Below are 15,726 nucleotides of genomic sequence, written 5' to 3' on the forward strand. Positions count from 1 at the left end.
GCCACTTGCGACACTCGCAAACAGCGGTGATGAAGTTTTCTCCAGGTTCAATGATGCCCAGACGACCCAAGAACAAGTGTCGTGCTGAACATGCCAAAACGGGGAGCAGCCGACGTGGGCTCCTCCCCGTAAGTCAACGCAGCGTCACCGGCGAAGGCCGAGACGAGCAATGAGTGCACGGTAATGGTCGATATCTTCCTTGGCCACGTAATTCAGCAGCCGACGACGCTGACCAACCATCAGCATCAGGCCACGGCGGCTGTGGTGATCACCCTTGTGGACCTTGAGGTGCTCGGTCAGATGGGAGATACGCGCGGATAGCAACGCAATCTGAACGTCCGGAGAGCCCGTATCACCAGGGTGGGTCGCGTACTCTTCGATAATCTTCTTCTTGGTCTCAGCGTCCACTGTCAGCCTCTCCAGCTCGTTGCGCGGCGCCCCCGATGCAGGTTGCGAGTGGGGGCTCTTGGACATCCGCGGCCGATCTAACGGCAACCTGGCAAGGATAACATGGCCGTCTCAGGAATCCGAATCCGTCGCGGCTCACCGGGGATCACGAGCGCGGACGCGCTAGTCGGCACCGAGGATGTTTCGGGTGGCGGCGACGTCCTTGCTCATCTGCTCGATCAACTCATCGACCGACAAGAAACGCACCTGTCCACGCAACTGCTTCACGAACTCGACACTGATCTCGATGCCGTACAGCTCCAGATCGGTGCGGTCGAGCACATATGATTCGACCCTGCGCTCCAGCCCGTCAAAGGTGGGATTCGTGCCGACGCTGATGGCCGCCGGCAGACGCAATGCCGACGGCTCATCGAGCCTGCGCAACCAGCCCGCATAGACGCCGTCCGCAGGGGTCGCCAGGTCGGCAGCGATCGGAAGGTTCGCGGTCGGGAATCCGAGCTCCCGGCCGCGCTGATCCCCCACGACCACAACCCCGCTCACCCGGAAGAGACGACCGAGATGCCGCGCCGCGACGTCGACTCTGCCGTCCGCCAATGCCTGACGCACGAACGACGAGCAGGTTCGCTCCGAGTCGACGCCGACCAAATGAATGACGTCCACATCGAAGCGGTCGCCCGCGATCTCACGCATCATTTCGGGCGTGCCGGCGGCGCGGGCACCGAAGGTGAAGTTCTTGCCGACCACGACGACCGCCGGGTTCAGTGGGCCAAGGATCGTATCGACAAATCTCTCTGGCGACCACGAGGCCACATCCCGGTTGAATTGCACCACCCGTACCTCGTCGGCGCCGTAGTTGCGCAACAGGTTGATCCGATCCGCGAGTGGGGTCAGCAGCTTCGGCGCCTTCCCCGGAGTCAGCACGCGGAGCGGATGAGGCCAGAACGTCACCACGATCACCGGCAGCGGCTCGCGCTCGGTGCCCAGCTCGCGGGCGTGGCGCCGAGCGGTCTCCAGAAGCTTTTGATGTCCGGTATGCACACCATCGAAATTCCCGATGGCTACCACACTTTGCTGCATTCTGGCTCCCGCTCGTCGTTCGGCCCAGGCGGGCGCCCGGGCCGCGATCCAGCCTAATGCCTGGACGATAGACAGCAGAACTCACCTCGGCTACCGCACTCACCTGCGGAATGACCCATGAGACGTCGGCAACCTGGCCAGAACACCGCACGCAGTGTGGCGCACCGGTGCGAACGCATTTGCAATGTGAGTTGACTGCCGCACCGAATGATGGTGTTGCGAGAGCATTGCTCGTGTCCCTCGCCATCAACCACAGAATCTACGCCCGTTCTCCGGTGTCAGCGATAGCTTTGCTCGGCTCTTTGGGCGTCGATAGAGTGACTGAATGTGGAATTGATCGTCTCGTCAGCCATGATCTTCATCCTGATCATGGATCCCTTCGGCAACGTGCCGCTCTTTCTCACCGCGCTGGCCAATACCGACCCCGAGCGCCGCAAGCGCGTCATCGTCCGCGAGCTGCTCATCGCTCTGGTGATCATGTTGCTGTTTCTCTTCGGCGGCCAGGCCTTCATGCAGGTCTTCCACATCGACTCTCCGGCGCTCACCGTTGCCGGCGGTGTGATCTTGATGTTGATCGCCTTGCGGATGGTCTTCCCCACCCCCGAGCGGAACCTGCGTGAGAAGTCTCCCGAGGACGAACCCTTCATCGTCCCGCTCGCCATTCCGTATCTTGCCGGACCGTCCCTGTTGGCGATGGAGATCGTGCTGGTGTCCGGCGACCCGGATGCGATACCGAGCTATCTGGTCGCCCTGGTGGCTTCGTGGTTCGTCACCGCGGTCGTGCTCTATTTCAGCCAGGGCCTGCACCGGGTGCTGGGCAACAAGACCTTGATCGCCGTGGAACGTCTGATGGGTATGGTGCTGGTCATCGTGGCCACTCAGATGGCGCTCCAGGGGACCGCCGAATTCTTCGGTGTGCTGCGTTAGAGCCTGGCAACACAGCCAGGCGCCCGAGCCAGGAGGGGCGACACTCAGCGTTAATTCTTCGGAGCGTCCCAACCCCGGCAACCCGGTTAGATCAGCACTGCTATCGGACGCGCGCCCTCGGCGTCCGGACGATAGAGCGCGAGCAGATCACCGGATGGCCCGACGATGCCGGTCACCTCAGCCGGTACCTCAATCGCCAGCGCCCGCCCGAAGCTGACGTCCTTGGCGGCCGCGGCGTCCACTTCCACCACGGGAAAACTCAGCCTGGCTGCTTCCGCCATGGTCATCAGGGGCGACGCCGAGGTTAGTGAGCAGAGCTCAGTAGCCTGATCCAGGGTATAGCGGCCGATTCGGGTACGCCGCAGCGCTGTGAGGTGTCCGCCCACTCCCAAGGCGATGCCGAGGTCACGAGCGAGCGCCCGCACGTAGGTGCCCGACGAGCATTCGACTGCGACGTCGACATCGGTGAAGCCTGCGACGACGCGGGTGGCGAGCACATCGAAGCGGCTGACCGTCACCTCGCGGGCGGGCAACTGCACATCCTCACCGGCACGCACCCTGGCGTAGGCGCGTTTGCCGTCCACTTTGATCGCCGACACCGCGCTCGGCCGCTGCCGGATCACTCCACGTAGCGGCACGATGGCATCGGTTATCGCGGCCGTGCCGAGCCCAGATGCATCGGCCGTGGCGAGGGTCTCCCCCTCCGCATCATCGGTGGTGGTGGACGCTCCGAGCCTGATGGTGGCCGAGTAGGCCTTGTCGTGCAACGCCAGGTGCCCCAGCAGCCGCGTGGCCCGATTCAACCCGACGATCAGCACGCCGGTGGCCATCGGATCCAAGGTGCCCGCATGCCCGACCTTCTTCGTCCCGAAGACGCGGCGCACGCGAGCCACCACCTGATGGGAGGTGAGCCCGGCGGGCTTGTCGATGATGAGAAGCCCGGGATCGGTGCTATTGGTCACCTGGCGCTCATGCCTCGTCGGCGGGTTCGGCGGGCTTGCGGTAGGGGTCGGCCTCGCCCGCGAACGCGGCACCGGCCCGCCGGCCGGCCAGTTCGGCATCGCTGGCCTGCACCCTGGCAAGCAGATCTTCCATGTCTTGGGCGGTCTGCTCGCTGGCATCGCGCACGAAGGTCAGCGTCGGGGTGAACTTCAGCCCGAGCCGCTGGCCGATCGTGCTGCGCAACAACCCCTTCGCCGACTCCAGGGCGGCCGCCGTGTCGACCTTTCCGCCTTCGGCGTCGGCCTCCCGGCCATCCAGCGAACGGCCGAGATCGGTGAAGAAGACGGTCGCCTCGCGGGCGTCCCCGGTCAACCGGACCTCGGTGATCGTCACGAAACCGAGCCTCGGATCCTTCACCCGGCGCTCCAGCATCTGGGCGATGATCCGCTGAATCTGGTCCTCCAGCTTGGCAATCCTGGGATTGGCCATTTTCCCTCCCGGAAAGATGATGCGGATGACAGGTGAGGACGATGGTGGTCGTCCCCGCCCGTCATCCGCTGATGGTCATCAGCAGGTCAGTCGCGAGCTTTCTCGATCATCTCGTAGGTCTCGATGACATCACCGGTCTGAATGTCGGAGTAATTCTGCAAGGTCAGGCCACATTCGAAGCCCTCGCGAACCTCGGTGACGTCGTCCTTCTCACGCCGCAGCGAAGCAATCGAGGTCTCGGTGACGACAACGCCGTCCCTGAGCAAACGGGCCTTGGCATTGCGCCTGATGTGACCGTCGGTGACCATACAGCCTGCGATGTTGCCGAACTTGGAGCTGCGGAATATCTCGCGGATTTCTGCGGTACCTTGCGTCTTCTCCTCGTAGATCGGCTTGAGCATGCCCTTGAGCGCTGCCTCGATCTCGTCGATCGCATCGTAGATGACCGAGTAGTAGCGGATGTCGACGTTCTCCTGATCGGCCAGCCGTGCTGCCTGCACGGTCGGGCGAACATTGAAGCCGATGATGACCGCATGCGGCATGGACGCGGCCGCCAGCGAGACATTGGTCTCGGTGATGGCACCGACACCGCGGTCGATCACCCGCAGGCCGACCTCGTCGGAGATCTCGATCTTCGACAAAGCATCCTCCAGGGCCTCGACCGAGCCTGCACCGTCGCCCTTCAGGATCAGCGTGAGTTCGCTCGTCTCGCCCTTCTCGAGCTGCTCGAACAGCTCCTCCAGAGTCTTGCGACGCGAGGACTGAGCCTGCAATGCGGCACGACGGTTGGCGTCACGCTTGGCCGCGATCTGCCGGGCCATCCGATCGTCCTCGACAACCAAGAAGTTGTCGCCTGCACCGGGCACGCTGGTCAGGCCGAGCACCTGGACCGGCATCGACGGCGGCGCTTCTTCGATCGTGTCACCGTGGTCGTTGATCATGGCACGTACACGGCCGTGAGCGGCACCGGCAACAATCGAGTCGCCGCGATGCAGGGTGCCGCGCTGAATCAGCACGGTGGCCACCGGGCCACGTCCCTGATCGAGGTGGGCCTCGATGGCGACACCCTGAGCGTCCATGTCGGGATTGGCCCGCAGGTCGAGGGCCGCGTCCGCAGTCAGGACGATGGCCTCGAGCAGATTGTCGAGACCCTCATGGGTGACCGCCGACACGTCGACGAACATGGTCTGGCCACCGTACTCTTCGGGCACCAGCCCGAATTCCATCAGCTGGCCGCGCACCTTCGACGGATCGGCGCCTGGCTTGTCGATCTTGTTGACCGCCACCACGATCGGCACCTCGGCCGCAAGCGCGTGGTTCAAGGCCTCGATCGTCTGCGGCATCACTCCGTCATCGGCAGCCACCACCAGCACCGCGATATCGGTCGACTTCGCACCCCGTGCTCGCATGGCCGTGAAGGCTTCGTGGCCAGGGGTATCGATGAAGGTGATCGCGCGCTCGTCGCCGTCCACCTCGGTGTCGATCTGGTAGGCGCCGATCGACTGGGTGATGCCGCCGGCCTCCTTGGCCTGCACATTGGTATGCCGCAGGGCATCCAACAGCTTGGTCTTGCCGTGGTCGACGTGGCCCATCACGGTGACTACCGGGGGACGCGGACGCAGATCCTGCTCGTCGCCCTCGTTCTCACCGAACTCCAGATCGAAGCTCTCCAACAGCTCGCGATCCTCGTCCTCGGGGCTGACGACCTGAATCTTGTAATTCAGCTCGTTACCCAAGATCTCGAGGGTTTCGTCGGGCACCGACTGGGTCGCGGTGATCATCTCACCGAGATTGAACAGCACCTGCACCAGCTGTGCCGGCTCGGCATTGATCTTCTCGGCCAGGTCGGTCAGCGAGGAGCCACGGCGCAGCCTGATGGTCTGGCCGTTGCCGCTACGGATGCGCACGCCGCCAACCGACGGCGCCTGCATCTCGTCGAACTCTTGCCTGCGCTGCTTCTTCGACTTGCGTCCGCGCCGGGACCCGCCGGCGCGCCCGAAGGCGCCCTGAGTTCCGCCACGGCCGCCACGACCGCGTCCGGGCCCACCGCCGAAGCCGCCGCCCATCGAAGGACCGCTGCCACCGCGGCCACGTCCGCCACCACCGGGGCGTCCACGTCCGCCGCCGCCACCGCCGCCGTGCTGGTTACCCAGCGAGGGATTGACGTGCTTGGGCATCATCGCGGGATTCGGGCGGGGCATCCCTCCCGAACCGCCGGGACGCGGCATCCGGTTGTCGCCGCCGCCTTGACGAGGTGCTGCGCCCTCGCGGGCACCGGTGCGCTGTCCGGAACCGCGGCGCGACTGCCCCATGCCCTGTGAAGACGAGAACGGGTTGTTGCCCGGACGAGGTGTGCCCGGACGCCGCACATTTCCCGGAGTCGGACGCGGTCCGGACGCCGCCTTGCCACCGCTCTGGGCGGGAGTGCGGCGCGGACCGGGGGTCGGTGCCGGCCGGCCCTGACCGCCTTGGCCGTGATGCGGAGCCGCAGAGCCCTGGCGCTGCTGCGGCGCGTTGCCCGGCTTCGGACGCTGCGTGCCCTGGCCTGGCTTGGACTGGTTCGATTGCCCGCTGCCGGTACGTGCTCCCGGAGTCGCCTTGGGCGCAGGTGCCGGATGCGGACGAGCACCCGGGGTAGCACGCGGGCCGGGAACCGGGTGCGGGCCGGGTGTCGCCCTCGGACCGACCTTGGCACCGGCGGCAGCCTGCGGGGCTGCGGGCTTCGAAGTCTTGGGTGTGGCAGCCTTCGGCTTGGGGGCCGGTGCGCTGCTCTTCTTGTTTGCCGGGGCTTTTTCGCTTGCCCCGGGTGCTGCGGCGTCCTTGTGGGCGCCCTTCACTCTCTCGGTCACCCGGCGAACCACCGGCGCTTCGATCGTCGAAGACGCCGAACGGACGAACTCGCCCATATCGTTCAAGGTGCTGAGAAGCTGTTTGCTTTCCATTCCGAGCTCTTTAGCAAGCTCGTAAACGCGGACCTTGGCCACTGATCTCCTTCGTGGTCCAGGCCCCAGGCCAGAACCACCTAGTTGGTTTCGGTGCTCATTGGTGAGTACTCATCGAGTCGTCATGAGCTGTCGCCCACCTTCTGGCTCTGCGTGATCACTGCGATACCCGGCCCCGGCCCGCACCTGACCGCACCTTGAAGGCGCCATCATTGACGGGGGCTTTGCCGAGTTCTTCGGATCCTTCCCCGAAGACACGCGCTAGCCAGTGTAACGCGCCGGGCCGCCCGATGACCAACCACGCAGCAACCGCGAGCCGTCACCAGCTGTCGAGGACCGAGTCGTCCACCTTGCGGCGAAAGCTGCGCGCGAAGGCGCCCCGGCGTTTCGCCAAGGAAACGCAGTCGGCGTCCGCATGCAGCCAGGCGCCGCGTCCGGGCAGCCGACGGTTGGCGTCGATGGTCACGACCGAGCCGACGAGAACGAATCGGACGAGTTCTGATTGGTCGCAAACCTTATGGCAGGCCACGCAGGTGCGCTCAGGCACCTTCGACCTGGGTGTCCGGGCGGATATCGATGCGCCAGCCCGTCAGCCGAGCCGCCAGCCGGGCGTTCTGGCCCTCGCGTCCGATCGCCAGGCTGAGCTGGTAGTCGGGGACGATGACCTGAGCGGTGCGGGCGGCTTGATCCACTACCGTCACCTGGTTCACCTTCGCCGGGCTCAGCGCGCTCGCGACGAACGCCGCCGGATCGGGAGACCAGTCGACGATGTCGATCTTCTCCTCGTTGAGTTCGTGCATGACCGCGCGCACCCGCTGGCCCATCGGGCCGATGCATGATCCCTTGGCGTTGACCTCGGGGTTGTTCGACCAGACGGCGATTTTCGAGCGGTGACCCGCCTCGCGGGCGATCTCCTTGATCTCGACGATGCCCTGTTCGATCTCGGGCACCTCGAGGGCGAAAAGCTTCTTGACCAGATTCGGATGGGTGCGGCTGACGATCACCTGCGGGCCACGCAGTTCTTTGCGCACGCTCACGACGTAGACGCGGATGCGCTTGCCGTGCGTGTATTCCTCGCCGGGCGCCTGTTCGGCCAGTGGCATGATCGCCTCGATCTCGCCGAGATCGACCCGCACCGAGCGGGTGTCGCGGTCCTGCTGGATGATGCCGGTCAGGATGTCGCCCTCGGAGGCGACGAAGTGCCCGTACTTCTGCTCGTCCTCATGCTCGCGCAGGCGCTGGAAGATCACTTGGCGGGCGGTGGACGCAGCGACCCGGCCGAAGTCGGCAGGGGTGTCATCGTATTCGCCCGCCTGCTCGCCGTTCTCGTCGACATCGGGCACCATCACCGCTACCTTGCCCGACTTGCGGTCGAGCAGAATACGAGCACCCGGCTTGGCGCCATCGGTCTTCTCGTAGGCGTTCAGCAAGGCATCTTCGAGGGCCTTGAGTAGGTATTCGAGCGGAATCTCCTTGTCCCGTTCGATGGCCCTCAGTGCTGACAGATCGATATCCATCTCGGACTCACTCCCCTGCTTCTGATTCGTCGTTCAGCCGACGGTTCATTTCGACCTGAACCACGGCCTTGGAGATCTCGTCGAACCCGAGTGTGCGGGCCACGCCATCGACGTCGATGGTGACCGAGGAGTCGTCCGCGTCGCCGATGCGCCCGGTGAGCTGGCTGTCGTCACTCAGGGTGAGCGCAACCAGCCGAGTTTTGTTGCGCCGGTAGTGAGCGGGCTTGGTGAGCGGACGCGAAACGCCGCGGCTGCTCACCTCAAGCGTGTAAGGGGCGTTGCCGAGCGCGTCGGTATCGTCGAGAGCCTGTGAGATGGCGCGGGTGGCTTCGGCGATCTGGTCGAGATCGGGTCCGCGTCCTTTCGTTCCGTCGCCGTCCACGGTTACCCGGACGACCCGTCGTTTTCCGGCGGGCTGGATATCGAGATCATCGAGTTCGAGTTGGTGATCGGCGAGCACGCCCGCCAACTCCTCTTCGAGTCCGGTGTGCTTCATGGACGATCCTTTTGTGAGGTGAACCAGTTGTATCAACCAAGCCGCGGCTTGAGTTGAGTCACCTAGTTTAGCCCAACGCAGTGACCGGTGGTTTCGGGCTACCCTAAGCTCATGGTTTCCCGGGTGCACACGAGTCTGCGACGACGCGACTTCTTGCGCATCGCGATGGCCGGGGCCGGGGCATCGGTGCTGGCGGCGTGCGCGCCGAGCCCGCTGATCGAATCTGCACCGAGAGCCACCGAGACTCCGGTGCTCGATGACGCCCGGCGGCAGGCCGCTCAGGCGGCAGCCGATCTTGAGGCATCGGCGCTGGCCAGTGCAGCGCTGGGCGACGCGGACGCCGACTTCGCGTCCTGGTGCCAGGCGTTGGCCGCCCAGCATCACACCCACCTGACGTTGCTCTGCCAGGCAGATCCGCTCGGTGGAGTTCTGGCCGATCCCACGCCGGTCGAGCAGGTTCAGGCAGGCGACCTTGCCGAGCCGGCCGATCAGGCCGAGGCGATGACGATGCTCGCCGAACAGGAAGGCTCATTCGCCACGATGATCTCCACCCTGCCGGCCACTGCCGCCGGTCAGGACAGCGATCCGGATGAGGCATCGAGCATGGCCCTGCTGTGGGTCTCGCAGTGGCTCGCCGCCAACATCGCGGGCAGCGTACTCGGCAGCGGCGACTCGGGTTCGTTAGGCGCGGCTCCGGTGGCCGGCGATGCGGTGCCGGCCCGAGCCGAGATGGGTGATCTTGCCGCATCCCGGCAGGTGCTGCTCAGCCGTCAACGCGCACTGGTCTTCGGGTTGCAGGGGCTGTACGGACGCGTCGATTACGCCGATCCGACCGCCGACAAGCTCTATCAACGGCTCGGGGACGCCATGAAAGAGCGCGACGCGACGGCCGCCGAACTCACTGCGTCCGGAGTCACGCCGGATGCTCCGCTGCCCGAATACACCCTGCCCGGCGACATCACCGATGCCAGTCAGACGAATCAGATCTGGGGATCGTTGGAGGCCGCCGTGATGGCGGGCTGGGCCCGCATCGCCGCGGTGGACGCAGGCGAGCGCACCGAAGCCAGCCAGCAAGCTCTCGCCCAGGCCGGACGCGCCCGCGACCTGGGGATCGCATTGTCGTATTGGCCCGGATGGGTCTAACCCCTCGTGTACGGCACAGGCGCTACGCGGTGCTGTCTTACTGCCCCGGATGGGTCTAACTCGCAGGATCAGTTGCGGTCTTGGCCGGCCGGAAAGCGAGCTTATCCTTTGCGCGAGCGGCGGCGGCCAAGACCGCTTCCGCGGCCCGGCTGGGTACATCTAAGATCGTCCTCAACGCCCGATCTCGGTCAACACCTCTGCCACGGCGTCACCAACCGGCACCACCCGGGCCGAACCGGATTTGCGGTCGCGGATCTCGACATTGCCGTCGGCGAGCGCGCGGCCGACCACCACCGAGGTCGGCATGCCGAGCACCTCTGAATCCTTGAACTTCACGCCCGGGGACGCCTTCCGGTCGTCCAGCAGCACCGACACACCGGCAGCGTCCAGCTCGGCAGCGATCTTCTCGGCCGTGCCGAAGATCTCATCGCCCTTGCCGGTGGCCAGCACCATCACTTCAAAGGGCGCCAGCTCGCGCGGCCAGCACAGGCCCTTGTCGTCGCAGGTGGCCTCGGCTACCGCACCGACGGCACGCGATACACCGATGCCATAGGAACCCATCGTGACGGTTTGCAGCTTGCCATTCTGATCGAGCACCTTGAGACCCAAAGCCTCCGCGTACTTGGTGCCGAGCTGGAAGATGTGGCCCATCTCGATACCACGCGCAAGTGACAGCGGGCCGGAGCCGTCGGGAGCCTGGTCACCCTCGCGCAGCACGGCGACATCTAGATGACCGTCGATCTCGAAATCGCGTCCGGCAACCAGATTCGCCACGTGATGGCCGGGCTTGTCGGCGCCGGTCAGCCAGGCTGTCCCGCCGACAACCTCAGGGTCAAGCAGGTAGCGGATACCGGCGGCCTTCAACCCGGCCGGGCCGATGTATCCCTTCGCCAGCTGCGGATACTTCTCGAAGTCCTCGTCGGAGAATGCCTCCAGTTCGGCGGGTGAGATCGCGGCCTCCAACCGGGCGTCGTCCACGTCGCGATCACCGGGCAGACCGATGGCCAGCGGCTCGGCCTCCCCGTCCGGCTGGCGCAGGTTGAACAGCACGTTCTTCAAGGTGTCGTGCGCCGCCCAGGGCCGATCGTCCCGCGGGAAGAGCGCGTTGGCCTGAGCCACCAAGGTGTCGATGGTCGGCGACTCGGGCGTCGGATGAGCCTCGGCGGCGGGCAGCCCAGACGCGTCCTGCTCGGCGGCGAGCGGCCGCACGACGGCCTCGACATTGGCGGCGTACCCGCCGGGAGACCGGACGAACGTGTCCTCGCCGTTGGGCGAGATCGCCAAGAACTCCTCGGACGCCGAACCGCCCATGGCTCCCGAATTGGCCTGCACGATCACGTAGTCGAAACCGAGCCGGTCGAAGATGTTGATGTAGGCGCCGCGATGCAGCTGGTAGGAAGCGTCCAGGCCGGATTTGTCGATATCGAAGGAGTAGGAGTCCTTCATCACGAACTCTCGGCCCCGCAGGATGCCCGCCCTCGGACGCGCCTCGTCGCGGTACTTGGTCTGGATCTGGTAGAGGGCCAGCGGCAGATCCTTGTAGGAGGTGCACTGATCCTTCGCCATCAGGGTGAACATCTCTTCATGGGTGGGGCCGAGCAGCATGTCGGCGCCCTTGCGGTCGACCAGCCGGAAGAGGTTGTCGCCGTATTCGATCCAGCGGTTGGTCTCCTTGTAGGGGTCCGCGGGCAGCAGCGCCGGGAACAGCACCTCTTGGGCGCCGATGGCATTCATCTCTTCGCGGACGATCTGCTCGACCTTCTGCAGTACGGCGAGCCCCAGCGGCAGCCAGGAGTAGATACCCGGTGCCACCCGGCGCACATATCCGGCGCGCACCAGCCAACGATGGCTCGGCACCTCGGCGTCGGCGGGGTCCTCGCGCAGGGTCCGCACAAAAAGATGGCTCATTCGGGTGATCACGGCTGCTCCTCACATACTTGCCTGCATAAGAGTATCCGAGATCGACCGATGGCTGGCCCATGGCCTGGCTTCGCCCATCCGTCTGGGGCCTGAAGGCAATTGGCCTACGAACATTCAAATTTGTCGAATGGCGGGGTTGATTCCCGGCTTCGTTCGGCAACGGCAAATTTTCGGCAAGGTACCTAATAGGCAACAATGGTGCTCCGTTATGACTACTGCATCTGGTCGTGCCGAAGAACCAGCCGCCCGGGCCCTCCCCCGGCTGGAAACCAGCGATTCCAGGCGAACCGTCAGACGCCAGATTCTGCTGGCCGTGGTCGGCAGCCAGGCGCAGGCGTGGTTCTTGATCATCGTCGCGCGGTTGTTGGCGGATCGACTTGCCGGGCGTGGGCTATCGGGTGGGTTGGTGAGTTTGGCCGCTTTCCTCGTGTTCGTGGCAGGTATGTCGGCCGCGGCGAGCAGTGTCGTCGGGTCGCGCAGTGCGCCGGCGTCCGAAGCCGGGTTGCATCGCCGGGTGCTGCAGCACGCCTTCGATCTGGGTCCCGCCATGTTCACCGGACGCCAGACCGGCGCGATGACCGGCATGCTCACCGACCAGACCGAGCGCGTGGCCGGCTACCGGCAGACCTTCATCGGGCCGATGATCGGGTCGGTCGTCAGCCCCATGCTGATTCTGATCAGCGTGGCGATCGCTATCGACCCGATCGCCGCGGTCATTCTGCTGGCCGCGGTGCCGTTCATTCCGCTGGCGGTCGGCGGTTTTCAACGTGCCTTCCGCAAGGTTTCCGCCAGCTCACGGGAGGCCAGAGGCAAACTGGCGAGCCAGTTCTTGGAGGCCATTCAGGGCCTCACCACGCTCAAGGGTCTGCGCGCGGCCGACCGCGTCGGCGACGCGTTGGCCCACACCGGCGAGCAGAATCGCCGGGCCACCATGGCGCTGCTGGCCCGCAACCAGCTGATTCTGCTGGTCACCGACGCCGCCTTCTCGTTGTTCATGCTGACCGCTGCCGGCTTGCTGGCCTGGTGGCGGCTTCGTTCCGGCGCCATGGACGCGGGCCAGGCGCTCGGGCTGGTGCTGGTTTCCGCGCTGCTGTGCGCCCCGATGGAGCAGATCGGCAGCTTCTTCTATATCGGCATGGCGGGCAAGGCGGCCCAACGCCAGATTCAGGCCTTCCTGGGACGCGAAACCCCGGTACAGTGCGAGGCGACTTCATCCGGCAGCGCCTCGGCCATCGAGATGCGTGGCGCGAGCTTCGGCTACTCCCCCGATCGTCCGGTACTCATCGACTTTGATCTGAGCGTCGAGCCGCATTCGACCACCGTAATTCTCGGCCCGTCGGGGTCGGGCAAGTCGACCCTGATGTCGGTGCTCGCCGGAGACCTGCTGCCGAGCGCCGGCGTGACACAGATCGGCGGCGTCGCGTTGACCGCAGCCACCCGTGATCAGGTGCGGCAGGCGTCGGCCATGGTGCGCCAGCGCAGCTGGCTGTTCTATGGGACGCTCGCCGAGAATCTGCGAATCGGCAATCCGCAGGCCCGCGACGATGAATTGTGGCAGGCGCTGGATGATGTGGCGCTGGCCGACTGGGCGTCCCGGCTGCCCGATGGCCTCGGTACCCAGCTCGGGGAACAGGGCCTGGCGGTCTCCGGCGGCCAAGCACAACGCATCGCACTGGCCCGGGCCATCGTCTCGGGACGCGACCTGCTGCTGTTGGACGAGCCCACCTCCCAGGTCGACCAGGAATCCGAGCGGATCATTCTCGGCGCCATCGACGCACTCGCCCGCGACCACACCATCGTGATGGTCTCCCACCGGCTGTCCGCAATCAGCCACGCCGACCAGGTCGTGGAGGTAGCGGTTCGTGCAGATGAGCCGCTATCTGCCGCGGCAACACCGGAATCCCATGGGGCTGTCTTGTCCCCTGCTCAGAGGACACCGGCGCCGCCTCATAACCCATCTTTTCGCCCGGACGCCGCAGCGTCCTCGCCACCACCGAACCCCTCCAGGCAACCTTCAGCAGACGAGCAGGACCATGCGAACGACTGATTCCAGACGAAGCGATTCAAAACAGGTGCGCAACTGGCTGCTCGATGTGGCCCGGCCTGTGTTGAAGCCGCTGGGCGCGTCCGTCGCCTTCCGGCATGTCGACCAGTTTGCCGGACTCGGGCTGCTGGCCATCGGTGCCGGATCGATTGCCCGATTGGCGAGTGACCTTACCGGTTCTCCAGAGGCCGGACCTGCCTGGTTACCGAGCAGCGCGGCCATGCTCGCCCTCACTCTGATCGTGATCTCGCTTGTCAAGGGGCTAACGCGCTACCTGGAGCATTTCTTCGGGCATCTGGTCGCGTTCAAGGCCCTCGAATTGCTGCGCGTCAGGCTGTTCCGCGCCCTGGTGCCGCAGACCCCGGCATTGATGCAGCGCTCGACCTCTGGCGATCTGCTGGTGCGGGCCACCAAGGACATCGACCGTATCGAGGTTTTCTTCGCGCACACATTTCCACCTGCGGTGACCGCGGTCACCGTTCCGGTGGTGGGAGTTCTCGTGATCGCAGGTGTCGGGTCGTGGCCGCTGGCACTGGCCGCCGCGATCGGCCTGGCGCTCAGCCTGCTGGTGCCGCTGCTCGGTGCGTCCACGAACCAGGCGGCCGCCCAGCAGGTAGCCGCGGCGAGAGGGACGATCAGCCAGCACATCACCGATTCGATGCAGGGCATGGCCGAGGTCACCGGATACGGGCACGTCACCCGCCGGCTCGACGAACTTGCCGAGCTTGACGAACAAGTTGCCCGCGCACAGCAGACCCGTGGACATGTTCAGGCCACCCGCGATGGTCTGCAGGTGGTGATCGTCGGGTTGACCACGCTGGCGGTTGCCGTGTTGGCAATCGGGCTGGGCGTTGATCTGGTCTCGGCTGCCATCGCCGTCGCCCTGACCTGGCGGCTGTTCGATTCGACCTCGGCCGTCAAGGACTTCATGGCCAGTTTGGATACCTCGATGGCGGCGGCGGAACGCGTCCATCGGATCGCCACCGCCCCGCCGCTGATCGCCGGTCCCGATTCTGCTGTCGACCTGCCGCCGGGACCGCTGGCCATCAGCTGGGAGCATCTCGGCTACCGCTACCCCAGTGAGGCCAATGATCGGGAACCGGCTCTGCAGGACGTGAGCATCACCGCCCCGGCCGGTACTCATCTGCTGCTCACCGGCCACTCGGGCTGCGGCAAGTCGACGCTGCTGCATCTCGTGCTGCGCTACGACGATCCGACCTCCGGCAGGGTGCTGATCGGCGGTGTGGACGCCCGACAGATCCCCGGTGACCAGTTGCGTTCTCGGGTCGCGTTGATCGACCAAACGCCATTCCTGTTCCACGGCAGCATCGCCGACAATCTACGGATCGCCGCCCCGGAAGCCACCGATGAGCAACTACGCGAGGCACTGCATGTAGCCCAACTCGACGATGAGATCCACCAGATGCCCGACGGGCTTGGCACCCAGGTCGGCGAGCGAGGCCAGCGGTTGTCGGGCGGGCAGCAGCAGCGTCTGGCGCTGGCCCGTGCCTTGCTGATCGGTGCCGACATCCTCCTGCTCGACGAGTTCACCTCGCATCTCGACACCGAACTTGCCGCGCGAGTGCGGCAGGCGCTGCGGGCTGCGCGTCCGGATGCAACGATCATCGAATCGGCGCATCTATTCGACACCGTCGACGCGGATCAAATCGTCCGCTTGGATGCCGGACGATTGTTGGGTAGCTGAAACGAGTCTTCGAGCGTGACGAATGGACGCGTCGAGTGACTTCTACTCTCGTTCGTCGGTAATCCCGCTCGCCTGGTAGTGAGCGCACGACAAAACGCCCGATCCGGAGAGCAACA

13 protein-coding genes are annotated in these 15,726 nt (G+C 65.4%); 4 read left to right on the forward strand and 9 right to left on the reverse strand.

Translation table 11 applies throughout. From position 1 onward, the window contains the following. Nucleotides 1-144: 144 nt before the first annotated feature. Both rpsO and QQ658_RS08485 read right to left on the reverse strand, forming a co-directional pair. Nucleotides 145-408, reverse strand: a complete 264-nt coding sequence (rpsO, locus tag QQ658_RS08480; protein ID WP_286024438.1) for a 30S ribosomal protein S15 — start codon at nucleotides 406-408, stop codon at nucleotides 145-147. Nucleotides 409-570: 162 nt separating this feature from the next. Beyond that, nucleotides 571-1,485 (reverse strand): bifunctional riboflavin kinase/FAD synthetase, encoded by a 915-nt coding sequence (locus tag QQ658_RS08485; RefSeq protein ID WP_286024439.1) that lies wholly within the window; start codon nucleotides 1,483-1,485, stop codon nucleotides 571-573. Between the two features lie 327 nt (nucleotides 1,486-1,812). Between QQ658_RS08485 and QQ658_RS08490 the strand changes: the two genes are divergently transcribed. Further along, the gene (locus QQ658_RS08490; protein ID WP_286024440.1) at nucleotides 1,813-2,412 is read left to right on the forward strand and encodes a MarC family protein; all 600 of its coding nucleotides are present in this window, start codon (nucleotides 1,813-1,815) and stop codon (nucleotides 2,410-2,412) included. Nucleotides 2,413-2,498: 86 nt separating this feature from the next. On the opposite strand, the gene truB is transcribed toward QQ658_RS08490, so the two are convergent. The 6 genes from truB to rimP form a co-directional block, all read right to left on the reverse strand. Beyond that, a complete protein-coding gene (gene truB / locus QQ658_RS08495) occupies nucleotides 2,499-3,374 on the reverse strand; it encodes a tRNA pseudouridine(55) synthase TruB (protein WP_286024441.1) in 876 nt (291 codons plus the stop codon). Nucleotides 3,375-3,381: 7 nt separating this feature from the next. Continuing rightward, nucleotides 3,382-3,843 carry a 30S ribosome-binding factor RbfA gene (rbfA, locus tag QQ658_RS08500; protein ID WP_286024442.1) on the reverse strand — a complete coding sequence of 154 codons (462 nt, stop codon included), beginning with the start codon at nucleotides 3,841-3,843 and terminating at the stop codon, nucleotides 3,382-3,384. Between the two features lie 86 nt (nucleotides 3,844-3,929). Then, a complete protein-coding gene (gene infB / locus QQ658_RS08505) occupies nucleotides 3,930-6,827 on the reverse strand; it encodes a translation initiation factor IF-2 (protein ID WP_286024443.1) in 2,898 nt (965 codons plus the stop codon). Between the two features lie 277 nt (nucleotides 6,828-7,104). Next, on the reverse strand, nucleotides 7,105-7,332 hold the full coding sequence (locus tag QQ658_RS08510; protein ID WP_286024444.1) for a YlxR family protein: 228 nt from the start codon (nucleotides 7,330-7,332) through the stop codon (nucleotides 7,105-7,107). Then, nucleotides 7,325-8,302 (reverse strand): transcription termination factor NusA, encoded by a 978-nt coding sequence (nusA, locus tag QQ658_RS08515; RefSeq protein WP_286024445.1) that lies wholly within the window; start codon nucleotides 8,300-8,302, stop codon nucleotides 7,325-7,327. Before nusA ends, QQ658_RS08510 begins: the two co-directional genes overlap by 8 nt. Before the next feature lie 7 nt (nucleotides 8,303-8,309). Next, nucleotides 8,310-8,798, reverse strand: coding sequence for a ribosome maturation factor RimP (gene rimP / locus QQ658_RS08520; protein WP_286024446.1), 489 nt, complete (start codon nucleotides 8,796-8,798; stop codon nucleotides 8,310-8,312). 111 nt (nucleotides 8,799-8,909) lie between these two features. Here rimP and QQ658_RS08525 point away from each other — a divergent pair, with 111 nt between their 5' ends. After that, nucleotides 8,910-9,941, forward strand: coding sequence for a DUF4439 domain-containing protein (locus QQ658_RS08525; RefSeq protein WP_286024447.1), 1,032 nt, complete (start codon nucleotides 8,910-8,912; stop codon nucleotides 9,939-9,941). A 171-nt stretch (nucleotides 9,942-10,112) separates the two neighbouring features. Here the strand turns inward: QQ658_RS08525 and QQ658_RS08530 are convergent, their stop codons facing one another. Further along, on the reverse strand, nucleotides 10,113-11,849 hold the full coding sequence (locus QQ658_RS08530) for a proline--tRNA ligase (RefSeq protein ID WP_286027069.1): 1,737 nt from the start codon (nucleotides 11,847-11,849) through the stop codon (nucleotides 10,113-10,115). 220 nt (nucleotides 11,850-12,069) lie between these two features. Here QQ658_RS08530 and QQ658_RS08535 point away from each other — a divergent pair, with 220 nt between their 5' ends. Further along, entirely contained in the window at nucleotides 12,070-13,908 is a 1,839-nt protein-coding gene (locus QQ658_RS08535) for an ATP-binding cassette domain-containing protein (protein WP_286024448.1), read from the forward strand. Beyond that, nucleotides 13,895-15,610: a thiol reductant ABC exporter subunit CydC gene (cydC, locus tag QQ658_RS08540; RefSeq protein WP_286024449.1), complete on the forward strand. Its 1,716-nt coding sequence runs from the start codon at nucleotides 13,895-13,897 to the stop codon at nucleotides 15,608-15,610. The genes QQ658_RS08535 and cydC overlap by 14 nt, the downstream gene beginning before the upstream one ends. Nucleotides 15,611-15,726 lie beyond the last annotated feature (116 nt).

This window comes from Propionimicrobium sp. PCR01-08-3, from assembly GCF_030286045.1.
Taxonomy (GTDB): Bacteria; Actinomycetota; Actinomycetes; order Propionibacteriales; family Propionibacteriaceae; genus Brooklawnia.